Here is a 23,824-nt window from a genome sequence, read left to right on the forward strand (position 1 = left end):
TCAGGCTGCCTTCACTAGTATTCGTTCTACATCTTCAGCGGATGTAAACAAACGAAAGCTCTTGCAAATCCGTGATGATTCACTGCGAATCGGTTCCGGCAGGATAGCTTCTATCTTCCCTCTAGAAGTTCGAGACTTATTGCCATAGTCGGCATCAAACCATTGCTCGATAAAATCTGTCCCAATGAGTAACGTCACAGCTTCTTCCACCGTGAGACTAACTGGTGGTAGGAAAACCTCTCCATTAAGGAGTAACCCTGTCCCGGTGCCCCTATCACGGATACGCCTGCTTCACTCAAAGCCTGAATATCCCTATAGATTGTTCTAACGCTTGTTTCAAATGTAGCGGCCAAATCCTCGGGTCGCAACACTTTTTCACGCTGTAGTTCAAGCACTATCGCGTCCCGTTCAGCGAGTTATTTCATCATATATCACTTGGTGGTCTGCTCAATCGGGTGTCCGGTTTATAATATTTTGTTAGCCAATGGTATAAAGACTTTTCTTTGAAGCCAAGACTCTCATACAATTTTTTCGCAGGATTGCCTTTGACAACCCCGAGGTTTACGATTTTTTCACCCCTACGCATAATTTCATTTACAAGAAATGAAACAAAAGCTCTACCGTATCCACGTGATTGAATATCTGGGTGAACTGATATATGACTTAGTTCACTGCCGTCAATAACTCCGACTCCCACTATTTCACTGTCGATAAGCATCACGAATCTATTGTTTCTGTCTTCCACAAAACTCTTCCGCTCCCTTTCATTGGGTGGGAAATAGTAAGACGGAAGAATACCTACACGTTCGTGCATTTTGTAAAAAGCTATTTCGCTAATACTATGAAATATAAGATAATCATCATCTTCATATTGCCTGATAGAAGTATGACTTTCAGGAAGAGGTTCACCTTCACGCTCCATGATGTAAGATGAATAACTTATATAAAAACCGTTCTTATATAAAAATTGCAGAGAAGAACGGTCGCCATCTAAACATGCACCCATCGAACGTTCTACTGCCTCGTTTTGAGAAAGTAATTTATCCGCCTTTGCAATAAGTGCAGTACCAATACCCATTCTTCTGTATTCCTTGCTAACGAATATCGTTGTCTCAGCTTTTCTCTTAAAACCATCAATTGAGAGAAAGGCTACTGTTACGCCGTTATAACGAACAACAAATATACCGTCAGAGAACATTCTTTCGCTCTTTTGAAACATTTCGTCAAACTGTTCCTTTCCACACAGCATGGCTCTGATCCCAACTTTATCCCTTTCGGGTATATAGGGTTCTATTAACAGTTTTTCCACTGGTATTCTCCCTTTCAATTTTTAAAGGCAAGTCACTTGTGATATTTCACCGCAATTTCTAAGCACATTTATTACGTTATCCTGCTCGTTAGCTGAACACGTAACTGATCAATAGGATTTTTCAAAATGATGGCAAATGATGTTCATTTTCCTATTTAGATAAAAGCGATGAGCATCATGTCTTTGAACCCCTGAATCCAAGTGCATTCCAACACATTGATTCTTTTTCAATTCCTCATCTAACCAGTCGAACAATTGTTTCGCATATCCACTTGAACGACTTTCTTGATCGGTGATTAGATCATCAACATACAAATACTTTCCCCAAGCTAAGGAATCACAAATTCTGTAACCAGCTGCTGCCTTTGCTTTTCCACTTTCAAAAATAACGATTAACTTATAACCGTATTCTAACTGTAACTTCCTGATTTTGCTCAAATAAGTTTCTTCTTCAAGATGGGGGCGTAACTGTTTCATTAAAGTATAGGTTGTAAGTATTTCTTCATCTGTCTTAGTAATTATTACAGGCATATAGATCCTCACCTTTACTTGTGTTCTTATATATACTTTAGCCCCAAAAATGGACTAAATAAAGGTCCAATTATATAAAAATTTATTGTACCAATTTTACTATCCTGCCCGTTAGCTTAACGCCTGCTTATTTGTTGAATTCTCGATCCCCAAGCTCATAGAAAGTAATATAAATCCCCTTAAGGCTATAATGTACCTTACCTTGAAAGCTCTTGCATAATCTACTAATCAACAGCTATCTCAATCCTTTCATTATATGCTTTCATATAATGCATACCTTCTATTATAAGATACTCAGGCTCCACAGTGCTATCAAATAGCATGGTACGTTCCTTCACTAATCTACCATCTGCTTGCTTCACATTATTTTGTTTTACTGTCGTATTTAAAGGTGTTATCTCGTGTCCCGCTTCTATAGACACACCATCAAGCATGACATCATCATCTGTAGCGATCGTTATTTCAACTCCCTCTGAAGTTGTTGATACATTCTTCACCCATAATTCTTTACCCTCAAGCGCAAACGGCTCATCACCAATGGAAGCGAGTGAAATCTTTTCATCTAGCTTTTGATATCCGACCAACTCTTTGATGACTAGTTCCAGTGAATCAAGCTGCTCTGGCAATGAATCATAACGAATGTCAAATGTTCTCCCACTCGATGAGGATTGACTTCCGCTGCCTATTATCTCAATAGGAGTCCCATTTGCAATTAATTCTATTCCTTGTAACGCTGAAGGGACTCTATCAAAGTTCTCAACATTGAGCGAACCTTTGATCATCGTCATTGTTGGTGTAGCTGTTATTGACTTGAATGTTATGGTGCCTTTATCGACTTTAACCTTCTTATTGATCGACTGTTTAATCTGAGTTTGCATCACTTCATCTGGATGATAAGGAAGAGAAATACTTTCTTCGCTCATCTGCTTGTTCTCTAGTTGCTGCCAATAGAATAACGTTATTTTTTTGGCAAAAGGACTCACGGGCCCAAAAGATATCGTTCCTTTGATCTCGGTATGATCCTCATCTATTATCGTCGTACCGGATTTTACATTAGTGTTCGTTAAAAACCCGCTTATTCTTGAAGGTCTAAAAAGGTCACCATTGCGCTCTTCTAGTCCATTGGGATTCGTTAATGTGTAATACATGATCAACTGATTAGCATCTGACATCATTCCTTCAATGATAAGTTCTGTTCCGTCCACTAGCGTAGTCCTCTTGTCAACGATTTGTCCCATACCTTTATCATTTAGTTGTTGTAAAGTACCCTGAATCACTTCGTCAAATCCAAGTATCTTCTTGCTATAATAGGCGAAGGCATAATAATTATTCCCAACGACGACCATGAACAATAAGGCGACCGCTGCAACTTTCCACATCGGCGCTATTCGTTTCGCTCTTTTAGGTGCAGCCGAATGTAGAGCATTTCTTAATCTCATTTCTAATTCTTCTGGTGCCGTTATGGATTCCATACACATCTTTTCTTCATATAACCGTTTCTCGACATTATCGTTATTCATCAACATCACCCCTATCATGATCTCTTAGCCTTTTCAAGCCTTGAAAAACCCTTGATTTAACGGTCCCAATCGAAACATTTGTCATGTCAGCTATCGTTTGGTAATCGAGATCATGCAAATATTTTAATTGGATCGCTTCTTTCTGATGCTCATTTACGTGTACTAATAAGGCTTGGATATCCATTTGTTGATCCACATTGCGATAAGGATCACCAGTCAACGCATGACCTAATTCCCCTTCATCAACAGCATGCCAATCATCTAATAACACCAGTTTTTTTCGCTTTAGAAGTAAGCTTTTACAATTATTCACCAGAATGGTTTTACTCCAGCTATAAAAGGATTCTTCTTTCTTGAGTTGATCGATCTTGTCATACAGTATGACAATCATGTCCTCCATTGCATCCATCGCATCATGCGTATTCCCCATATAGGTGAGAGCAAGCTTATAGAAGACATCTTTCTCAGCCATAATTAACTGAAGTAATGCTTCTTTATTTCCCTTTTTCGCCTTTCTCACCAATCTTGCTACATTCATTCCTTCACCTCTCTCCCCTATAAGAGTAATGATCATGGCAAAAAGTTCATTTCCCTACAATAACTTTATTTCAACATGGGAAAAAGGCATAATTCTTATGAATTACACCTTCATTATTCCAGTACACTTCATTTCTCCAGACTCAACCTTTTATTATAAAATTACGTAGCTTCATCCATTTTCCTGAAACAAATTCATCAATCGTCCCCGTTTTCGGTCTAACACAAAATCGATGTTGTGTTCTTCTATCAAATCCCACCGCTTCAAAAATTAAGCTTGACATTCTCAATATACGTACGTGAATACGTTCTAGACATTTGTGTTCCTCCTAGTAATGGTAGTGAAATTATAGAGAAAGTCCTGCAACGCAATATAGGTGGATTTAAATTTCTCATTATTCAATCCCCCAATATATCCTTATAACGCACTCCACATGTGTTGTATGGTCAGCGTCAACTTTGTATCTTCATCAGCCTTAAGTATATCAGCTAATCTCTGTTTACATCTAATGGATCAATAGTTATATTCATCTACATATTTCTCATCTCATGGATTTTTTGCAAGGTATTAAGGTGCATTGATTTATCTTCGGGCGACTCAGCGAATTTATACCACTCCACAAGCCTGTATCCGAACATAACAAGGATTAGTTCATAGATACAATGATCTGAGATATGGGATACATCAGCATATTCCGAAAAACCCCTGTAATACGCCGGAATGCATTTTTGGTAGTATTCAATCATATGACAGACGTCCGCTTCATCCGTTAATAAACTCGCAATATCCTCTCCCATGTACCCCCATCCGGCGGTATCCCAATCGATAAGTACGATTTTACCGTCCGAATAGAATATGTTTGCCACCCAAAAATCTCTGTGGCAAAGCACTATTGGTAGCTTTTCAATGCGACTGAATATTTCGTCCGCATTGTTATCTATGTCTATGAGCATTTTACACAGGTGCTTCGGAATGTCGCAGTCATCGGAGCGTATGTAATCATACAAAACATTCCATGACCGATACCGCAGATAGTAGTTTTTCGTAAACTCAACCTTGCTTAAATTAGACAGATTCTGTAATACGTTTGGTCGTTCAGTGTACAACTTGCCTTGAAATCTTCCCAATTCCTCGGCTATACGTTCATACATTTCCGAGGTCAGATTTAAGCCTGACACACCATCAATATATTCCATCCACAGTTGAATCTCATCGCCATTTATTTCGGCGTGATAACACTCCGGACAACGGAACGAATCGAAGAAAACCTTTTTGAAATCTGATGCATAGAGGTCGTATTCCCTTCGCCATGAATCCGGATCACCATAACGCTCAAATTTTTTCTGTGTTTTCCAAACCATCTTATACGGCAGATTTTCACCATCGGAAGTTTCAACCATTCCTGTTACAAGCCGAACATCTCCTACTGTCCCGCCTTGCAACTCTTTGAGTTGATAATCTGCGCGGATTATCGTCTTGTCGAGCATTTTACTCAAAACAAGCGCCAGTATTTCGGGATTTACAAACCTTTCATCATGGTTGTTCATTTCTTGTATCCTCCGTTTTCACCCTTATGTCGCATGGCAATCGACTTTTTCCACGCCCGTTTATCCATGAGATATCCCGATTTATCATCCATAAACTTGTTTTCCCGCTTCTGTACCTGGTAACGCTCCCAATGCTCTCGCGCCAATGATCCATCGGCAAGGGCGGCAAGAACTGCGCAGCCCGTCTCCGTCTGATGGCGGCAGTCATTGAAGCGACACTGTGTGAATAATTCCTCCACATCGTTAAATCCCGCGCTGATCCCGTCGTCCGCACCGAACAGCCCAAGTTCACGCATACCCGGCGTATCAATAACCATCGCGCCGGAAGGGAGCATGAAAAGCTGGCGATGCGTTGTTGTGTGCCGGCCCCGGCTGTCGGTCTCGCGGATAGCCTTGACAGTCATCACTTCCTGATTCATCAATGCGTTTAACAGCGAGGATTTTCCCACGCCGGACATGCCGAGGATTACCACGGTTTTTCCTGGTTGCAGATATTCACTCAACCCGTCTAAACCACTCCCGGTGTGACTGGAAACTGCGTGTACCGGCACATCAGGAGCGCTTTTCTGAACCTCAGCTAACGGTGCGCTGAAATCCGGGGCCAAGTCAGCTTTTGTTAAGATTATGACGGGCTGGCCGCCGCTCTGCCGTGTCTGTGTCAGGTAGCGCATGATGCGGCTGACCTTGAAATCCCAGTTTAGGGACGACACGATAAATACGTAATCAAAATTTGTTGCTACGACTTGCTCCAGTATGGTTTTGACATACCCTGCTGCGTGTCCCGAATAGTCAGCGCGGGAAAATTTCGAGCGGCGAGGCAGCAATTTGGCAATGCGCGAAGCGCCGTTTTCGTTGTATTGTAGAAATACAAAATCGCCAACGCACGGAAAATCCTCCCGAGTCCCCGCAGAGTGGTAGAACGCGCCCTTCAATACAGCCGTCACTTCTCCTTGTTCGGTGATGACGGTATATTGCTCTCGCTGAAGTTCCGTAACCCTTCCGGGTATTAAACCTATCGGCGGCGTCTCGGCTTCGATATAGCCGTATTGTTTCAAATCAATCATTGAACCGATCCTCTCCTAAAAATAAAAGTTATTTTTGGGCATAAAAATACCGTGAACAAGCAGCCTCCTAAGAAGCTGCTGTTTCGCGGCGAAAAGCCAAAAGTCGGCTTATAACCAAAAAGGGATACGACCTTCATCGATCCGCTAACAGCAGTATTCACGAAAGGTTACTGTTTACGGCATAGCAAAAAAACGGGTGATATTCCCGGTTGCTCTCATTCCAAGCTATAATCAAAGATTGGAATTTACTATGCCCGATATTCGGTTAAGTTAAAACCACCAATACTATATAAGCAATCATTAAAAACATCTCCTTTCGCGGGGAAAAGTTGAAATACAATTTCACTTCTATAGTGTGACATAACCCTTTGTGAGAAATCTAAAGAAAATTTGATTATAAGCAAACTTTATCGGTCAGCTACCCCTCCAACTCAATCCCCCAACTGTCGCATATAACATAAATAAAATGTGTATTTTAGAGTAATATCATCCCCGATATAGAGGGATATTCCTTCACAATAAAGACTGCCGACGGGTGCCGACAGTCAATGTATATTGCTAATCGATTTTAAGAAGACGTATTATTTCACCGTCTATTACTTCTTCACTAACTTTTATAAATCCTAAAGATTCATATAACTTTCCCGCAATTTGATTGTCTGGTTTCGTACAAAATACGATAAATCCGACTAAAACCTCTTCCGAGTAAATAGCACGCAATTCAAACTCATCAACATATTTAGATTCTGCAATCCAATAAACAACTGGTGCAGGAAAGACAATAAGCTGTTCTGGCTTAACGTATCATTCTTTAATATAATCTAACCTCTTAGGTCAAGATAATGAGAATACTGCCGATAATGCTGGCAACCTGATGTCTGTAGACTCGGCACTATCATGTCCCATCGTATTATGAGGTTAGCCAGTTTTTACTGGTTGACCTCTTTTTGTTAAGTGGTGTAATAAAATAGTAGCCGGGGTTGAACGTTCGTGTCCCTGGGAACACATCCCGTCGCTAAAACTGTTCACCCCCTACTTGTAGAAACCATGTTTTGGCTGGTTGAGACCTAGATCTCGCATCACGTGCGATGCTGTGGAACTGCAAGCAGATGTCATAGGGGTTACCGGCAACCATACAATCAGAGAGGATGAAGAATATGATGCATCCAGTCATTGGTCTGGATATTTCAAAAGGTCAAAGCGAAGGTCAAGCATTCTTAAATAAAGGGCAACCTTACGGTAAAAGCTTCTCCTTTCTTCATACGCAGGAAGGGCTAGAGGAGTTATTCAACATGGTCAAGACCCTTCAAACGGATACTGGGGTTTCTCCTGCTGTCATTTTAGAATCAACAGGACATTATCACGAAGCAGTCATTCAGTTCCTTAAAGAACAAGAAATCCAATTCATTGTTGTGAATCCACTCATTTCTCATCAAGCGAAGAAATCTAGTCTACGCAAGGTGAAAACAGACGCGGTAGATGCCTACCAGCTCTGTGAACTGTATTACAAAGAGGAGTTCGAGGTTCACAAACAGAGGGACATTCAGCTCTTAGATCTTCGTCATTTAACGAGGCAGTTTGAGTCCATCACGGATATGTATGTTCAAGCTAAATTGCAATTCCAAGCCGTCTTAGATCAAGTCTTTCCGGAATATCGAGGTATCTTCGGTGATCTCTATTCTAGAATTTCACTGCTTCTGTTAAAGGAATTTCCCACGTCCGAGATCATTATAAAATCTGGAGAAGCCAAGCTCACGGATCGAATTGCATGTCTTTGCCCAAGCCGTTCTGACCGTTGGGCAGAAGAAAAGGCATCGCTCATTATGGTTGCAGCGATTAGCAATCCCTTTCAGAAAATAACGTATCAGAGCCACCTCATTAGCCTTAATTTATACGTGGATTTACTGCTTCAGTATCAAGTGCATCTAGCCTATTTGGAAGAGCAGATTGATGCCCTTGCTACTGTAGTAGAAGAATATTCAATTATCCAATCGATTCCCGGTATTGGCAATAAAATCGCGGCAACGGTTTTATCTGAAATCGGGGAAATCCATCGGTTTAATCATCCGAAGAAGCTAGTCGCCTTTGCAGGTATTGATCCGAGTGTATATTCATCCGGAAAATTTACGGCAACGACAAATCGAATCACGAAACGTGGCTCCAAACGACTACGGCATACCTTGTATCTTGCTGTTTTGTGCGGGATTAGACGTTCTGGAAGCAAGAAGTTAAGAGCATTCTATGATAAGAAACGTAGTGAGGGAAAACCCTACCGAGTAGCAATCATTGCTTGCATGAACAAGCTACTCCATTGGATTTTTGCCGTTTTGACACGTAAAGAACCTTTTTTAGATATTGTCTAGAATCCAAAACAATCATCTAGAAGAAAAGCCTTCCAGCAAAAATAGGAAGGTTATTACGCATGCCCTTTTAGTATAACGCTAGAGCTAAAAAAATTTAAGAGAAATATATTGACAAGATATTAGCTGGTTTTAGCGTAATTAACACGTACTCAAAAAGGAGTTGGAGTTCGACCTGATCGGACAATGATCAACCGGGAATGCCGATAGTTCACCTTTTCTCATCTGCTTCATAATATAAATTACAGTATAAAGGCCTAAAGGAGATTTATTATGATATATCGTTGTCCCCTATGTGGTAATTGGTGTGGATACTACAGTTATGATCATAGTGGTTACTGGCTTCAGACGGATACCCAGATCGGAATAAAGGATCAGACAATCATCGATGAATGGAATAGCGTCCCCACTCCTCCTGCACCTGGGCTACAACCAATCTCTATTGACCCGAATACCAGCGCACTGTTAGTTTTAGATATGGAAACCTCAATATGCAAAAATCACCGCTGTATAGCCTCCATCTCTAAAATTAATAATCTATTGACTCAGGCCCGCGAAAAGGGAATGCTAGTTGTCTATAGCCTTACACATACGGGAAGTGTCTCAGATATTGCCTGGAAGATAGCCCCCTCACTAGGCGATCCTATTGTGAAATCAAACGTTGATAAGTTCTACAAAACCAATTTAGATGAAATATTACAAGAACATTGTATTAATACAGTTCTTATTACTGGTTATGCCGCCAATGGCGCAGTCCTGCACACAGCTACTAGTGCTGCATTCCGGGGATACAATGTTATTATTCCCGTTGACGGCATGTCCGCTGTCAATCCATATGCCGAACAATACACGGCGTGGCATATGCTTAACAGTCCTGGAACCCGAACCCGGGCAACTCTAACGAAAATAAATCTGATAGCATTTTGCCATTAGTAATTAACTTGTTTTCGAATGCCACTGTTTTAGCGTTCAATTTTACTACGCATAACTGCCCGTTAGTTGAACGGATTTCCAGCAATGCAAAACAAGCGATGGATCGGTTCCACCGCTGTGCTATCGTGTTCCGTTAGCTTAATTCCAAAATCCGTCGGGTAGACCGAGGGGCAATAGCTCCAATGCTTGAATATGTAGTTATCCGATGGATTCCCTCCTATGAAACACTAATCTCTCTTTTCATTAATTTCTTAAATGCAGAGTAATCCTGACCGGATTTAATAAAGCCTAGTATTTTTTCGGCACATTCTGTTGGACTCAACTCTTCAGTATTTACTTTAAGGTCATATTCATTAAAGGAATATATTTGGTCGTATTGGGAATTCGCTAGTCCAATCTGTCGATCTCCTCTGATTTGCTCTCTTCTTGTGAGTTCTTCTTTCGAGCATAATACGCCTACAAACAATGTTGGATGATCGAACAATAGATCAAGGTAATCATTTAACCGCTTGTCATTGTCGATTACGGTATCGACGATTACATTTAAACCCATTTCTGAAAACAACTTAATTGTTGCATAATAAACTGAGCCTATGGGATCAAAAAGTATTTTTCCAACATCATCTACTTCTCTTGTAGGTTCAATATCCGGAAAATTATTATCAATAAAATCATTGTAATTACCAAAAAAAGCATCTACGGATAAATGATGAAAAGGAATCTCTTTCTGATTTTTCAGTTCCATAGAAATACTAGTCTTTCCGGAACTTGAAGTTCCGTTCAAGAACACAATAAGTCCTTGCTTCACACGAATCACCCTCACATATAAGATTTGCGTATCATTCAGACAACATTATATTCATAAAGTTTATTAAATTATCCAACTGAATAAAATATTCGAGAAACTATTAAAATATCCTGCCCGTTACTTCAATGAAAACAGCAGGCTACCGTAGCACCTGCTCATTATTGTGTGTTATTCAACTATCGTGTCTCGTTAGTTGAACAAATGGATCAAAGTAAGTAATCTTCAATCAGTTGATTGATTGAAGAGAGATGTTTGTTCAGCCAGTCATTCCTTGTTTGAAATTGACTTAGGATGTAGTTAAAGTTCTGCTCGATATTTTTTCCAGAATAATGCTGACCGATGTAAATATGAAGTACAGCAATATGGTAAATTTGAGTCAAAAACTGCAGTTGATTCATTTCTCGATATGTACATTTTCGAAATTGAGAGTAGCCTCTTATAAATGCCTCCGTCATATCCCATGATCCGTTTGTCAATTGTATGATGTGATTAAGGGAAATGGTAAATTCCATAAAGCTAATATCAAGTGAGGTAAAATCAAAATCCAAAACACCGTGAATTTTGTTCTCTTTTGAGAGTAAGTTGTAGATTAATACATCATGATGAACTAGTTGCTTCGGCAATTCTATCAATTCATTTTTATTTTGTTCCATAAAGCAGATCGTTTCTTCATAAAAGTTAAGTGCTGTTTGAGGAATTTCAAATGGTGGAGCCTTGATAAAAGATGCAACAGCATCATAATCGGCTAATGGATGCAGACTATAAATTTCTGTAAAGGGAACCCCTTCAAATTTAAAATCTGCTGCGCATTGACTAAGTGCTGAACTGATTTCACCTACAACAGAACCAAACTCTGTGGCTTGCTGAACACTGGACATCTCCGGAACTGCCCCTTCAACAAACGAAACGATCGCACCTAATGTTCCATCTGACAAGTGTACGTACTGTTCGCCCTCATTCGTATTTAAAAATACGGGCACGACAAATGAAAGATTCTGTTTACTCAAATACAATGTTATTTGATCTTCAAATTTAATGCTTTCTACATTTTTAGTATGACGATTGTAGATTCGAATGACATATTTTTGGTCATTCATTGTTAAAATTTTCGTTAGGTTTGTCAGACCGAATGGTACCGGATCGATATTGTATGCAGAATCCTCAAAGTAATTACGAACGATCACATCAATTTTTTCTTGCATTATTATCCCCCAATCCTGCATCCATTCTTTTTTATACCAGATACTCCCAACAGAGTATCACAATGAGGAAATTTAGGGAATATTCACTACACTAACCTGCCCGTTAGTTGAAAAAAGCCAGTGCGGTAGACCTTTCGGTATTGAACTATCACGTCAATCTTTCGGAGATAGTTTTACTTATTTCTTCAGGGTTTTTAACATCAATGATTAACTTTGATATTTTAAATTTACCAACAAGAAAATTATTCAAGTCAAAATGAAGGGTATCAACCTCATTATAAAAAAAGTAGAGATGATAACCTCCATTGAATCTAAATAATCCATTTCTTGTTCCTCCAAAAGAAGCACCATAAAGCTTGAAAGCATTTGGTATGGGTCTACCTGTTGTTATCCCCTTAATCGAAGAGTATGGAATTTGAAACCCGTTATCTAATTTTAAAAAGGGCGGATTTCCAAGATCGATATTTAAATGGGTTTCCATTAATTGAATTGTACGTTCCATTCGTTTAGTCCACCATTTCATAAAGCTTTAGTATTTTTAAAATATATTTACATATTACACCATAAATAATCTTATTTATAGAATTTATTGAGCTAATTTACCCAAGAACTGAACATGCAACCGAATATTTCGCCGGTTGCATGATGGAATATTACATTATCCTGCCCGTTAGCTTAATAAAATGAGCAGGCTACCGTAGCGCCTGCTCATCGATGTGTATTGTTCAACTATCGTTTCCCGTTAGTTTAATCATGTACCGAAGTAATTCTCAATATATTCAAAATTTTCCTGTAAGGTTTTACTACCGTCTACTTTTAATACATTTAAGTGTAATTCAGATGCTTCTTTTTGGATAAATTCAGAAAACAATGCATCCCGAGACATCCATTTGTTAAAAGCCACAGTGGGGTTCTCAGTGTTTTGTAATATACCTTGTATCCAAACCCTTTTGGAATATTGCTCTCTTTGGAATTGCTCAGTTGGAATGATCCATACAGCCTTATGATGTTCTTTTAAATCGGGTGCTAGAAGAGAAGGGATTAATTGATTGCCTTCAACAACAACGGGTGTGTCTGTTCTCTTTGCAAGGTCCTTTATGACAAACGAAAAGTCCTCTACAAAAGATTGTATATAAACACATAGCTGTTCTTGGACTTCCCTTGTATAAAAGGCTTCATTAGGGTTCATTGTAGAAACTTTATGCATCGCTGGATACTCATTAATGGAAACATCCTTCAAATGTCTATCAAAATGTTCATCACAAGAATAAAGTTCCAACCCATGCTTTTCTGCATACATCCTGGCTAGTGTACTTTTACCCGCACAAGCGGAGCCACCTATCCAATATATAACTTGATTTCTTAACATCAATTCACACCTCAAATGTTTTAACAACCTCAATAAAGCATGTTTGTTGAACGGAGACTTTGAATGCTTCCTTCATCCAGCCAACGCAACACATCTTGTATTCGCTAGATGTGTAAATATCCCTTTTATACGTTCCCTTTTCAAGATGTTACTACGCTAAACTGCCCATTAGCGGAATAAATAATAACGGCTGACGAAGCAACCGCCATTTTACTATCGTTCTCCGTTAGTTGAACAAAACAATGTCTATATATTGCTCTGTGACGAGTTCGGTGTTTCCAAAATTATAAATTATATATTTCTCTGTTTAAATTCACAATATCTTTGTGTGAAAATCCAGCTGAAAACTTCTCCATCACCTTATCCCGTAGGAATGGGGCTTTTTCTTTATTTGCCTTTTTCAATGTTTCCGTTAGTTCCTCTTTTGTTAGTTCTGTGCAGTATGCAGGAGTTCCTGGCTGTTGTCTCCACGAATCACTTAAAGAACCACTATCTACTGCGTCGAAGCCTAACTCGTTTACTACGTCCATGATTATTTGTTTTTGTGATAGGTCATTACCAGCAATCGCCATGGCAATGCGACTACTAGTACCTTCGGGGGTTCCTTTATTTTCTAAAGTATAAGCTAATTGATTATTGAAAGCTTTAATGATAGGTCTGCCTAATTGATTTGAAACCCAAACACTTTCAACGATCCCGTTCTCAATTTCTTCAATTTTATTGTCTCTAAAAGGATAATAATTTGAAGTGTCTACAGCGATTACTTCCTCTCTAGCTTTATCTACAATGTTGCGAATGCTTGGCATTACATGAAAAGGGATAGATATTATAAGAACATCAATATTTGTTATTACATCTTCTACACTCACAGGTGTTCCAGCAATCTCTTTTCTTTCTAAACATTCAATTCCTCGAGCATCTGCAATTTTGACATCATGTCCATTCTTAACTAATTTTTTAGAAATAATTGTCCCTATTGGTCCTGCACCTATAATTCCAAATCTCATTATTGTTCCTCCTAAATATTATAGTGGTACTTCCTTTGTGACTCCAGATTGAGTTTTGAAAGTATAGATAATATAATAAGCTCAATACTCTATTTTTTGAAGTAGGCAATAAAAATTGACATAGTACACTTTTTTGTACTATACAGAAAATAAAGGTGATATGATGGCTAGAATGTGTAAGGATGGATTTGAAAAGGAGTTTATTAAGGAAAATAGAGACGTCTATGGGATTGCTTATACTCAAAACATGCTATCGGGTCGTTGGAAATGTCTCATACTTTGGTTTCTAAAATCAAAAGAATATCGTTACAATGAAATTAAAACTTTTTTATGGGATATTTCACAAGGCTCACTTACAAAACAACTTCGAGAACTAGAATCCGATGGTTTAATTGAACGTAATGTTTTTCCAGAGGTACCACCACGCGTTGAATATTCGTTAACACCAAAAGGGAAAGAATTTATTCCTATCCTCGATTTGATGGAGGATTTCGGGAAAAAACATGGAGAAAAATAGAATAATAAACGACGCATATAACTGCAGGGCTTATATCTAAGGATTTCCAACTCGAATAAAAGAGTCGAATTCGTTGCATCACAAGAATTCGACTCTTTACGTTTATATGTTCCCCCAAAATGTTGGCATTCCATTCTAATTTTTCAAATACCTTGTTCAACTATCCTGCCCGTTAGCTTAATAAACTAAAAAGAGTAGCTGCCGTAGCAAACTACTCTTTTTAGTTTAGCATTTTCTTGCTGCCTTCCCCAATGACTTGTAACAACGATATTGTTGTTAAGAACAAAAAAGCGATTCACTTGGAAACGTCAAAAGCCACAATTTTGTTCGGGGAGTAGATTTAACGAACCAACTAAAAAAATATGAAAGAACGACGAGGCTGCCAATGGTTATGAACGAAACAAATAATAAAAAACAATAAAAACAGGAGGCTTGTTCATATTTAAAGAAATGAAAAAGCTCAAGCGGGTATCTCCGCTTAAGCTTCAACAGACTAGATAAAAAATCCGAGAACGACTATCAAGGACGTCACAATGATTGCTGATGTTGTCTTTTCATGCATCAACACAGGGCTCGATAGTCTGTATATTGCAAATTAAAGAATAAATGCACGAGTTATAATAACCAACAGAATAAATAATACGAGGATTGCACCTGTATTTGTAAACACGCCAGCACAGCTACAACTACAGCTTCCTATTCCACCCAGTTCTCCCATCGCGATATCCCTCCTTTCGCCGTTCATACTAAATTGTATGAATGAAAACGACTTGTGGATTGGACTCTTTTATAAAAAAAATCGGCGAATACCTTAAGAATATTGTCCTTATTTACGGAAATGGATGCGGATAAGGATTAAGCTCCTGCCGAGTCAGCCTGTGATTTGCGTAACCTAGCTTCATCGGTACATCCAGTACCCTATTCAGGCCAGTGAGCCGGGTAAGATGATATCCGAATGTCATGGGTAACATTCCCGGTATGAGCACTTTCACACAACGAAGGCCGTTGCGGAGTGTCTCACTTGATGACTGGTCAACTACAATGACATCCATATGAAGACTGCGAAAAACTCGAAGTATTTGTTTTAAATCCTCTGTTAAATCTTTTTGCCACGGCAGTGAATGAAACTCTTCTGCAAAAGTACGGACGGGGTTCCGTTCGTCCATTAAGAAATGAAGCCGTTCCTCTGCCTGTGGCAAGCTATAGAGCAAGGAGTGATCTTCCATATGCTGCACAAGGAACGAGTCATCAATCATAGCTTCGGCTTCTAGCCTTCGTTCCTTCAATCTCCTTTCAGCCGTCGGGATCATGCCCGCCAGCTCATGTATGGCGCTCTTGGCCGCCCGAATCGGATCGAGATGAGCTCCAGCAGAACAGATGAGGTTCACGCTATGTTCCGCCCCTCCTTTTGCCAGTGCCCATATGCTGGGAATTCCGTTTTCCATCGTGGTATTGTATAAGCTCACTTCATAACCAGTAACTGCTCTTAAACGTTGGATCATCAGGATCAGCTCCGAATCTCCCGATGAACTATAGTCAAGCCGCGGAACCTGTAGTCTTGCATACCAGGTCAACAGAAAGGAATCTCTCTCAACCACCTCGAAAATCCCGTACAAGATGGCCTCCTCTAAGCTTCCTCCTATCGCGCACCCGTTGGAGTTTTCATATACAAAGCCCTCTCCTTCGCCCAGACTGTAATAAGCCAACAGATTGGGAACCAGAATCGGACGTGCCTGTAGAAACGAATATCCCCAGACCCATTCCATTGGAGAATCAGGATCATACGGGATGAAGGAAAAATCAGGTTGTTCGTATTGCTCCTCTGCATGAAGCCCTACCGTAGACGGATCCAGCGCAGTAGCCTTAAGATGGGAATAGCTGCCCCGCACGATCGTTCGTTTGCCGCGTGGAGTCACGCCGCAATAACGCTCCAGCCCTTCTAATATCCCCGCGAGCTCGCTATCCACATATGAGTGTGAACGCCCCCCCGTGATCTCATCGTAAAAACCTAAAGGAAGGTTTATACCAGCACTGGCAAAGACAGAGTCGAGACCCCACTTCTTATCATTAAAGATTCCGGTACGACTGTCCCAATAATCTCTGATCAGAACCTTCTTCAAATCACTCATCGAGCGGCAGCGGTAGCTGTTGCCCCGTTTTAGGCATTTCTTTAGTGATATCTCCGCTAATTCCGCGGAATCATCCGGCAATTGCCCGCAAACCGAGCAAGTCCCAAGTGGCATGACATAATGGATTGTGCTGCTCAAATTACTCAAGTTGATCAAATAGAGATGTTCTTCCGTATTCGCTCTGTAGCCCCGCAGCACCGTATCCGTTTCCGCTGAGATAATATGCGCCATATAACTAGCTCCCGCTGGAGATATTTCAGCAGTATTATGGGGAACATAATCATCAGACACGAGTTTTATAAGCAAATCCTCGACTTCTTTGCGATTGCTCCCCGCCAAAGATAACCGTGCTTCTGCACATTGGAAGCATCCGGTCGTTCCTGGAACAATCAGCGGCCCTATGATTCCTTCTCCCAAGGATACATAGGCACATAACCAAGGAATACCACGCGGTCGCAGCAACTGTTCAGCTTCATAATAATAGGAGGAGTTATCCTCATCCTTCAGCACCAATACCAAGTCTACAGCGGGTATATCTTTACTGAAGTCCTTTCTTCGGACAAGCAAGAGCCTGGACAGACGCTTGCACACGGCGTCGGCAAGCATTCCCTCTCCAATAATAGCGATAGTATTCAAGGGGATTCCTCCTCTCCGAGAACTACTCCATATGCTACAAACGGCCCATTGCCCCACAAAGATTCGCTGTGCAGTTCAAACACCTCAAGACGCTTATGGCACTGACTTAGAGTCTCAATGGCTGATAACATCAAAGAGCTGTAGCTTAGAGGATCGCCATCGGAAATTGTAATGTCTTGCACTTCATGATCCTTCCAAACGACAAGAGAAACCGCAGTGCGCTCGGTCTTACTCAACGCCTTCTGCAGGGATTGGCGAAGAGCAAGCGTGAAACAAAGATCTACGCTGCCATACCACGAAGAATCCGAATAGACCCACACTGTCTGAAAACCGAGCAACGGCTCACCTACTGCAATAAGAGATTCCCCCTCTAGGGTGGTTAACGCTTGTAAATAATACAGGCAACGGACATCTTCGATTTGCGGGCATGCTATACGCTGAACAACAATCGGCTCATCAGACAAAATCCGCTTGCCTAACTCTTTAGTTAAACAAGCCCTAACCCCCCTCCCAACGGCTTCAGTTATATCGCACCCTGCTCCGATACTGATTCCTTCCTGCTGATATGGAGGTAAGCCAGCAAACAGCAGTGGGATTATGCGCGCCACGTAGGCTTCTAGCCCTGCCAATCCCGACTCTCGCCGAGCCTCTACATGTGTTAGTCCACTTCGGACAATGGTCGGCAAAAGATGTACAGGTTCTTTTGACAAGGGGTCTGCAGGCTGAACAAAACACTGGGATAGCGGAAGCTGGATTAAGTCTGCCTCTTCCCATGCATGAAAAATGCCTGTTACCCCCGAAGTCAGTTGGTTGAACGCAGTAAACCACACCTCCGGGCTTACCTGCTCATGATTTATTCTTAGGTTAAGCGCCATATTTTTCACCGGACGGGCCGCGTCATACCCGGATACTAAAGGATGAGATAGAACAGAATGCCAGCTTCCAGTTAACGTGACAGGGTCAAGTAAAAAGCATTGATTTCTATAGTCCAATTCATGCTCACCCGTAATCGCTTTATGACATTCATGAACAACAAGATTCGATAAGATTCCTGCGGCCGCAGTGGAGAAGATCTCCGGCGTTTGTTTCTTGGGAAAGACGGACGAATGAATTCTCAGCCATGCCGACTCCCAGTGTCCGTCCCCGTCAGGATGCAGCAGCGGGCCTGCCATTCCCATTCCTCTTATCGCGATGGCAGGTAGCATCTGTTTCCTTTCTGCTATACAAGCACGCTGAACACTCCGAAGCTCCTCCAATTCGCCATGCTCCGAAACATACAAAATAAATTGAAAAGGCCGAACGATCGCCCTCCAATTCAGCTCATCATCTCCTTCTGCAGCAATCATATTTAACGTGGTCTCGGTCTCGCTGCTTAGAGTATGTTCGCAAAGTTCCGTCAGTTTTCCCGTGTCTGTTGGTTCCTTGTTTGTTACATAAACCGTGAGTTTGGACAAACCGGATTCATACCATGATTCAGCAAGCGAGAGCAAGATTCGGCCGGAACCGACCGCAAGCGCACCTTCCTCCTGAAGAGTCATCCTGCACAACTCCTTCCCCATCTTTGTGAAGCATAAATTAACGATTCAAGCTGGTAAAAGCCCTGTTTCTCACAAACGACAAAATTCATATTAAAGATATGTGGCCTGCTGTTTTTCTATGACTTTCTCGTCAGACAATCGAATGCTTATAAGCTTTAATATGATTGTGGCGTCCCTCTACTGTTGCATTTGTCCAGCGGCAACGGTGGTAATTGACAATTTCTTCTTTCCACTTATATAATTTCCGTTTAATTCAATTAGCTCATCAGATCTGGACGCTTGCTCTTTTTTGTAGCGCTAAAGCCCTCGTCATAGTTACCGAATTCTAGCGGTGATCCCAAAGCAATTCCTCGAAAGCTAACCGCACGAGCTTATCTATCGGAACACAAGAGCATAATATTCAATACAAATTATTCCATTCCACATTCCGTTATCCTGCCCTTTATCTTAACGAAAACAAGGAGCAGCTGCCATGGCAAACTGCTCCTTGTTTGATTCAACTATCGTTATCCGTTAGCTCAATAAGCTAGTTTTTTTGTGCAATCATTTTAGTCATTGCATGTTTATGGGGGATACCTGAAGAATTACAGTCAAATATAACTTCTGAACTTTCCTTAATGAGCCAGTCCTGATAATATGTAAGCAATTCTCCTGAATGCCACTTATACGCATTGGGTTCCTTTTCAGGTGGTGGAGCTATGAAGGGTTTGTTTACAAACACATTAAAAATATGAATACCATTGGTGTTTGTGAATTGCTTATAATTATTAAGTATGTCGTTTCGATAATCAGGCTTTATATAATGTAATACACCGCTAGAGAAAAGGATGTCGAACTTGGAATCCAAGCGAAAATCTAAAATATCTGCTTTGAAAGCCTTAACTCGTACACCAATTTTATCAGCAAGCCTCTTAGTTTTTTCAATACCTGCATCTGATACATCAATTGATGTGACATCATATCCATTTCTTGCAAAAAATATAGAGTCTTTTCCCTCACCGCAACCAATATCTAATAATCTTAGATGTTTGGTAGGAGGCATTAGTCTAATGACTTCATAACATGCCGTATTTGGTTCAACACCCCAGTAATAATCTGGCGATTTGTATTCTTCCTCATAAATGGTAATTTGTTTATCTTGTGATACATACCCAAGTAGCTTGTCAATACCTACTTCCAATTCTTTAGACAGACTTGGTAACAAAGAGATTTCTGGCATTGTCTGAGCATTTTCCCATTTTGAAACTGCTTGAAAGGTAACTCCAAGTGTTTGTGCAAGTTCTTCTTGTGTTAGTCCTTTTTCCTTACGATACCTATTTATGTTTCTTGCCAGTGTGTTCTTCATAGCTTATCACGCTCCTTATTAACACAAATTCTATTGATGTTAACCGAAACAAACAATAACCTGATATTTGATGTTCTTAATTATTCAACCAACAGTTGAAGTATAGCTTTAACTTCCGTATACTGCCCTATAGTTTAATAAAAAAAGGAGCAGATATCTCAGCTATTCTTTTTTTGTTAACTCTTGTTTCTCGTTAGTTGAACGAGCAAGTCTATCGTGTGCATTTATTTATGAAATTGACGATGCCACTCGAAATACGGTTTTGTTTTCGTATTTCAATATGAAAGGGTGTTGTCGATCAGACCTGAAATAATTTCTTCAACTGCAATTGTAGTGCTCAAAGAGCTCCTTGTGCCATTTGTGGGCGAGACTTCTCTCCCGAACACTCATATACCTGATACTCTCTTTTTGGTTGTGCCACTTTTTCTTTTCCCCTCGGTTCTCTTACTCTATCATATATATGAAAAGGAGCTGGAAAGGCAGCCATTTCTGATCCTCATTATAGCCAGCAGTAGTCCTTCTTTTAATTAGGCTCTAGTTTCCCGTTAGCGTAATGTTCCATAAAAAGCCCTTTCAGGGCACTTACGGCCTGTTCTACTGCTTTTCTCCCTTGTTCATATGTTCCTGTTGCGAGGAAGAGGGCGTGAACCATGCCATCGTAACGCTTCGCTTCCAACGGGATTCCCGCTGCTTTAAGCCGTTCCGCGTAATCCTCCCCTTCATCCCGCAATGGATCGAATTCTGCGGTGATTACGAGTGCCGGAGGTAGCCCGCTTAGATTGGAAGCCAATAACGGAGAGGCATAAGGATTTTCTCCATCCTGATCATTCGCCAGATAAAGGTCCCAGAACCACCGCATAGTGTTCGTCGTCAATCCGTACCCTTCCGCATTTTCTCTATATGAATTCGTCTCAAATGAATGATGCGTTACCGGATAGACCAACATCTGATATCTGAGGGAGGGGAAGCCCCTGTCCCGGGCCATTAATGCCCCGACTGCGGCGAGGTTTCCCCCTGCACTATCCCCGCCAACTGCGATTCTATTCGTATCTGCATGATTAGAAGAAGCATTTTCAGCTACCCATACAACTGCTGCATAAACATCTTCGGAGGCGAAGCACCCATTTGCTTCAATTGCTCCAGTACAACCTGAACTTGAGGATCGAGTGGCATAATTCACTACCTCCTAATAATTGGACTTAAATAAAAGAAAGAACGACTTCTGAAATCTCCTATTTATTGACCGGACCAGATTCTACGGCATTAATCGTATTCCCTCTAGGGTCTCAGAAGTCTTTTGCACTACCGCTATTTACAGAAACATGCCACCCGAAGCCTCGATTCGCTGCGCATTGACCCATCCCATCTCAGGCATGCAGAGCGCCGCGATGATGCCGCCAATATCTTCGGCTTCCCCGGTTCTGCCCAACGCAGTTTGACCGGTAATGAACGCTTGCATCTCTTGGCTCTTCTTAAGTCTGCCACTGCCGAAATCGGTCGCAATCGCTCCCGGGGCAATCGTGTTGACTCGAATGCCTCTAGTTCCCAGTTCCTTAGCCATATATTTCGTCAGCACTTCAACTGCGCCTTTCATCGCGGCATAGGCCGCACTACCGGTGATCGTGAAACGCGTCAAGCCAGTGGAGACATTAACGATCGCGCCATGATCCGCCAGATGAGGCAACAGCCTCTGCGTCAAGAAGAAAACGCCCTTAACATGTACATTCATCAGGTCATCGAACTGTGCTTCCGTTGTCTCTGCGATGGAAGCATAGAGCCCGAACCCCGCATTGTTAATGAGAAAATCGAAGTGTTCCCGCTGCCAGTTTTCATGGAGTACCTTCAATAACTCATCCTTGAAACCATTGAAGGAAGCCGTATGACCAACATCCAGCTGAATCGCTACCGCTTTCCGTCCCAAGGCCCGCACCTCTTGAACGAGGGATTCGGCCTGCGCTTGCTGGCTATGGTAAGTGATGATTACGTCGTTACCTTTATGGGCCAGAGCAAGGGCTGCATTCCTTCCCAGACCTCGGCTACCTCCAGTAATTAGTGCTAGTTTTGGTTGTTGTTCCATGATAAATCTCCTTTAATTTATGGTGTCACCCGGTGCTCTTGCAGGTGCTTTTAGTAATATATCACTTCGAGATTGCTCGAAGTCAAACCGGAATTTAGTCATAAAAAATACCAGGCTGGTGAGCGTCCTCCGCGCTACCTCGCCTGGCTTACCCTCAATGCTTCTGCTTACTGTCGTAGAGGCTGATCTTCAGATCAATTAGATTCACATTCTTTTTCAGATCGTTAATCTGCCTGACAACTTCCTTCCGATGGTCGACCATCACTCGCCTGCGAACCTCGTATGTATGGTCTCCCGCCATGCATAGATCGATGTAATCCTTGATTTCTTTAATTAGCATGCCCGTATTCTTCAAGCAGCAGATCAGCCGGATCAACTCCAGGCTCTGCTCCGAGAATTCCCGGTTACCCGATTTGTTACGTGTAATGAACGGGAGCAGGCCTTCTTTATCGTAATAACGGATCGTGTGAACCGACAGATCGCATTTTTCCGCGACTTCGTTGATGGTGTACATAGATATTCCTCCCCTAGCTACGTCGTAAAACAGTCTTCTTTACTTTGATCTAACTCTAACTGATTCGATTAGCATATAACGAGAAAGAGGCCGTGTTCAAGTGGAGTGAAGAAAAGAAAACCTACTGAAAGCCCGTATCCCTTTCCATTCGGCTGAACGGCAGACTAGGACAAAAACATAGATTCATTGAGCTAACGTGTCCCGTTAGCTTAACCAACTGTGGTGTGGTTTCTACTGTTACATTGTCTTGATAAAGATTTATTGGTCTTTCCGCATCAGTTGAATACTCATCCATATGCATTTAATCTTTCGAGTTTTATGATTCCGCTATGAGCCCTTTTACTTTTGATACAAAAATATCCCATCTAGTATCATAACCTACATTATAGTTCCACCCGCTTGAACGGAGCTTCTCGCCTAAATTAATGTAATCGGTTCGTTGCTTAGCGGTTAGGCTAACCGCTAAGGTTTCGTCATCAGCCTTGAACTCTTTCAAGTAATCATGTAGTTTCCAAAGAATATCTTGCTTATCATCATCTCTTTCCATTCCAGTGTGTAAGATAACTGAATCAATAGCATCATCTAATTTTTGAGTAACAAGAGGTTCGTTATCCCAATTATTATCTATTTGATACTGTATTGTTGCTTCTAGTTGGGTTAGATCTCGGTAAATGTACGCATTTAATAACTCATATTTCAATTCTTGATTTTTATTGACACGGTTATGATTCATAAATAAAGTCACATTGCCGATTAGTGATACTACTAAGATTACTTTAATCCAGTCTTCTTTCCTCATACTTTACTTCCCCCAATCCTTACCTTCTTATTAAATTAACTTTACTTTGGCATTCAGTTCATACTGTTGCTTTTAGCGCAA

General features: G+C 41.0%; 22 protein-coding genes and 2 pseudogenes. 3 read left to right on the plus strand and 21 right to left on the minus strand.

Annotated elements, in window-relative coordinates:
- Positions 1-21: 21 nt before the first annotated feature.
- The 7 genes and pseudogenes from ACP8HI_RS10465 to rsgA form a co-directional block, all read right to left on the minus strand.
- Positions 22-398: pseudogene (locus tag ACP8HI_RS10465) on the minus strand (helix-turn-helix transcriptional regulator); the annotation flags it as partial.
- A 26-nt stretch (positions 399-424) separates the two neighbouring features.
- Complete coding sequence (locus ACP8HI_RS10470; RefSeq protein WP_438351024.1) at positions 425-1,309, minus strand: GNAT family N-acetyltransferase; 885 nt, start codon at positions 1,307-1,309, stop codon at positions 425-427.
- Between the two features lie 108 nt (positions 1,310-1,417).
- Complete coding sequence (locus ACP8HI_RS10475) at positions 1,418-1,840, minus strand: GNAT family N-acetyltransferase (protein ID WP_438351025.1); 423 nt, start codon at positions 1,838-1,840, stop codon at positions 1,418-1,420.
- A gap of 224 nt (positions 1,841-2,064) precedes the next feature.
- On the minus strand, positions 2,065-3,360 hold the full coding sequence (locus ACP8HI_RS10480) for a DUF4179 domain-containing protein (RefSeq protein WP_438351026.1): 1,296 nt from the start codon (positions 3,358-3,360) through the stop codon (positions 2,065-2,067).
- Positions 3,353-3,898, minus strand: coding sequence for a sigma-70 family RNA polymerase sigma factor (locus ACP8HI_RS10485; RefSeq protein WP_438351027.1), 546 nt, complete (start codon positions 3,896-3,898; stop codon positions 3,353-3,355). Before ACP8HI_RS10485 ends, ACP8HI_RS10480 begins: the two co-directional genes overlap by 8 nt.
- A 530-nt stretch (positions 3,899-4,428) precedes the next feature.
- On the minus strand, positions 4,429-5,445 hold the full coding sequence (locus ACP8HI_RS10490; RefSeq protein ID WP_438351028.1) for an aminoglycoside phosphotransferase family protein: 1,017 nt from the start codon (positions 5,443-5,445) through the stop codon (positions 4,429-4,431).
- Complete coding sequence (gene rsgA / locus ACP8HI_RS10495) at positions 5,442-6,509, minus strand: ribosome small subunit-dependent GTPase A (protein WP_438351029.1); 1,068 nt, start codon at positions 6,507-6,509, stop codon at positions 5,442-5,444. The genes ACP8HI_RS10490 and rsgA overlap by 4 nt, the downstream gene beginning before the upstream one ends.
- 1,160 nt (positions 6,510-7,669) lie before the next feature.
- On the opposite strand from rsgA, the gene ACP8HI_RS10500 reads away from it, so the two are divergent.
- Both ACP8HI_RS10500 and ACP8HI_RS10505 read left to right on the plus strand, forming a co-directional pair.
- Positions 7,670-8,872 (plus strand): IS110 family transposase, encoded by a 1,203-nt coding sequence (locus tag ACP8HI_RS10500; protein WP_438351776.1) that lies wholly within the window; start codon positions 7,670-7,672, stop codon positions 8,870-8,872.
- Positions 8,873-9,142: 270 nt separating this feature from the next.
- Positions 9,143-9,802 (plus strand): cysteine hydrolase, encoded by a 660-nt coding sequence (locus tag ACP8HI_RS10505; RefSeq protein ID WP_438351030.1) that lies wholly within the window; start codon positions 9,143-9,145, stop codon positions 9,800-9,802.
- A 217-nt stretch (positions 9,803-10,019) separates the two neighbouring features.
- Here ACP8HI_RS10505 and ACP8HI_RS10510 read toward each other — a convergent pair whose 3' ends face one another.
- The 5 genes from ACP8HI_RS10510 to ACP8HI_RS10530 form a co-directional block, all read right to left on the minus strand.
- Positions 10,020-10,610, minus strand: coding sequence for a chloramphenicol phosphotransferase CPT family protein (locus tag ACP8HI_RS10510; protein WP_068597101.1), 591 nt, complete (start codon positions 10,608-10,610; stop codon positions 10,020-10,022).
- A gap of 206 nt (positions 10,611-10,816) precedes the next feature.
- Positions 10,817-11,812, minus strand: coding sequence for a phosphotransferase (locus ACP8HI_RS10515; RefSeq protein WP_438351031.1), 996 nt, complete (start codon positions 11,810-11,812; stop codon positions 10,817-10,819).
- 148 nt (positions 11,813-11,960) lie between these two features.
- Positions 11,961-12,314, minus strand: coding sequence for a hypothetical protein (locus ACP8HI_RS10520; RefSeq protein ID WP_438351032.1), 354 nt, complete (start codon positions 12,312-12,314; stop codon positions 11,961-11,963).
- Positions 12,315-12,563: 249 nt separating this feature from the next.
- A complete protein-coding gene (locus ACP8HI_RS10525) occupies positions 12,564-13,181 on the minus strand; it encodes a hypothetical protein (RefSeq protein ID WP_438351033.1) in 618 nt (205 codons plus the stop codon).
- Between the two features lie 284 nt (positions 13,182-13,465).
- A complete protein-coding gene (locus ACP8HI_RS10530) occupies positions 13,466-14,188 on the minus strand; it encodes an NADPH-dependent F420 reductase (protein WP_438351034.1) in 723 nt (240 codons plus the stop codon).
- Between the two features lie 163 nt (positions 14,189-14,351).
- Between ACP8HI_RS10530 and ACP8HI_RS10535 the strand changes: the two genes are divergently transcribed.
- Positions 14,352-14,705 (plus strand): winged helix-turn-helix transcriptional regulator, encoded by a 354-nt coding sequence (locus ACP8HI_RS10535; protein ID WP_438351777.1) that lies wholly within the window; start codon positions 14,352-14,354, stop codon positions 14,703-14,705.
- A 595-nt stretch (positions 14,706-15,300) separates the two neighbouring features.
- Here the strand turns inward: ACP8HI_RS10535 and ACP8HI_RS10540 are convergent.
- The 9 genes and pseudogenes from ACP8HI_RS10540 to ACP8HI_RS10580 all read right to left on the minus strand — a co-directional run bounded on the left by ACP8HI_RS10540 (position 15,301) and on the right by ACP8HI_RS10580 (position 23,743).
- Complete coding sequence (locus ACP8HI_RS10540; protein ID WP_438351035.1) at positions 15,301-15,423, minus strand: YjcZ family sporulation protein; 123 nt, start codon at positions 15,421-15,423, stop codon at positions 15,301-15,303.
- Between the two features lie 112 nt (positions 15,424-15,535).
- Positions 15,536-17,470: a TOMM precursor leader peptide-binding protein gene (locus tag ACP8HI_RS10545; protein ID WP_438351036.1), complete on the minus strand. Its 1,935-nt coding sequence runs from the start codon at positions 17,468-17,470 to the stop codon at positions 15,536-15,538.
- Positions 17,467-19,008: a hypothetical protein gene (locus tag ACP8HI_RS10550; RefSeq protein ID WP_438351778.1), complete on the minus strand. Its 1,542-nt coding sequence runs from the start codon at positions 19,006-19,008 to the stop codon at positions 17,467-17,469. Before ACP8HI_RS10550 ends, ACP8HI_RS10545 begins: the two co-directional genes overlap by 4 nt.
- A 145-nt stretch (positions 19,009-19,153) precedes the next feature.
- Positions 19,154-19,243: pseudogene (locus ACP8HI_RS10555) on the minus strand (transposase); the annotation flags it as partial.
- A gap of 291 nt (positions 19,244-19,534) precedes the next feature.
- Entirely contained in the window at positions 19,535-20,353 is an 819-nt protein-coding gene (locus ACP8HI_RS10560; protein ID WP_438351037.1) for a methyltransferase domain-containing protein, read from the minus strand.
- Between the two features lie 523 nt (positions 20,354-20,876).
- Positions 20,877-21,533: an alpha/beta hydrolase gene (locus ACP8HI_RS10565; protein WP_438351038.1), complete on the minus strand. Its 657-nt coding sequence runs from the start codon at positions 21,531-21,533 to the stop codon at positions 20,877-20,879.
- A gap of 132 nt (positions 21,534-21,665) precedes the next feature.
- Entirely contained in the window at positions 21,666-22,430 is a 765-nt protein-coding gene (locus tag ACP8HI_RS10570) for an SDR family oxidoreductase (protein ID WP_438351039.1), read from the minus strand.
- Positions 22,431-22,584: 154 nt separating this feature from the next.
- Positions 22,585-22,944 (minus strand): MerR family transcriptional regulator, encoded by a 360-nt coding sequence (locus ACP8HI_RS10575; RefSeq protein WP_438351040.1) that lies wholly within the window; start codon positions 22,942-22,944, stop codon positions 22,585-22,587.
- 316 nt (positions 22,945-23,260) lie between these two features.
- Positions 23,261-23,743 carry a hypothetical protein gene (locus ACP8HI_RS10580; protein ID WP_438351041.1) on the minus strand — a complete coding sequence of 161 codons (483 nt, stop codon included), beginning with the start codon at positions 23,741-23,743 and terminating at the stop codon, positions 23,261-23,263.
- Between the last annotated feature and the right edge of the window lie 81 nt (positions 23,744-23,824).

Source organism: Paenibacillus sp. FA6 (genome assembly GCF_051550225.1).
Classification (GTDB): domain Bacteria; phylum Bacillota; class Bacilli; order Paenibacillales; family Paenibacillaceae; genus Paenibacillus_AQ.

Coding starts and splice junctions, on each gene's coding strand:
- ACP8HI_RS10475 (WP_438351025.1), bottom strand. CDS start 1,840: ATGCCTGTAATAATTACTAAGACAGATGAAGAAATACTTACAACCTAT.
- ACP8HI_RS10480 (WP_438351026.1), bottom strand. CDS start 3,360: ATGAATAACGATAATGTCGAGAAACGGTTATATGAAGAAAAGATGTGT.
- ACP8HI_RS10485 (WP_438351027.1), bottom strand. CDS start 3,898: ATGAATGTAGCAAGATTGGTGAGAAAGGCGAAAAAGGGAAATAAAGAA.
- ACP8HI_RS10490 (WP_438351028.1), bottom strand. CDS start 5,445: ATGAACAACCATGATGAAAGGTTTGTAAATCCCGAAATACTGGCGCTT.
- rsgA (WP_438351029.1), bottom strand. CDS start 6,509: ATGATTGATTTGAAACAATACGGCTATATCGAAGCCGAGACGCCGCCG.
- ACP8HI_RS10500 (WP_438351776.1), top strand. CDS start 7,670: ATGCATCCAGTCATTGGTCTGGATATTTCAAAAGGTCAAAGCGAAGGT.
- ACP8HI_RS10505 (WP_438351030.1), top strand. CDS start 9,143: ATGATATATCGTTGTCCCCTATGTGGTAATTGGTGTGGATACTACAGT.
- ACP8HI_RS10515 (WP_438351031.1), bottom strand. CDS start 11,812: ATGCAAGAAAAAATTGATGTGATCGTTCGTAATTACTTTGAGGATTCT.
- ACP8HI_RS10520 (WP_438351032.1), bottom strand. CDS start 12,314: ATGGAACGTACAATTCAATTAATGGAAACCCATTTAAATATCGATCTT.
- ACP8HI_RS10525 (WP_438351033.1), bottom strand. CDS start 13,181: ATGTTAAGAAATCAAGTTATATATTGGATAGGTGGCTCCGCTTGTGCG.
- ACP8HI_RS10530 (WP_438351034.1), bottom strand. CDS start 14,188: ATGAGATTTGGAATTATAGGTGCAGGACCAATAGGGACAATTATTTCT.
- ACP8HI_RS10535 (WP_438351777.1), top strand. CDS start 14,352: ATGGCTAGAATGTGTAAGGATGGATTTGAAAAGGAGTTTATTAAGGAA.
- ACP8HI_RS10540 (WP_438351035.1), bottom strand. CDS start 15,423: ATGGGAGAACTGGGTGGAATAGGAAGCTGTAGTTGTAGCTGTGCTGGC.
- ACP8HI_RS10550 (WP_438351778.1), bottom strand. CDS start 19,008: ATGACTCTTCAGGAGGAAGGTGCGCTTGCGGTCGGTTCCGGCCGAATC.
- ACP8HI_RS10560 (WP_438351037.1), bottom strand. CDS start 20,353: ATGAAGAACACACTGGCAAGAAACATAAATAGGTATCGTAAGGAAAAA.
- ACP8HI_RS10570 (WP_438351039.1), bottom strand. CDS start 22,430: ATGGAACAACAACCAAAACTAGCACTAATTACTGGAGGTAGCCGAGGT.
- ACP8HI_RS10575 (WP_438351040.1), bottom strand. CDS start 22,944: ATGTACACCATCAACGAAGTCGCGGAAAAATGCGATCTGTCGGTTCAC.
- ACP8HI_RS10580 (WP_438351041.1), bottom strand. CDS start 23,743: ATGAGGAAAGAAGACTGGATTAAAGTAATCTTAGTAGTATCACTAATC.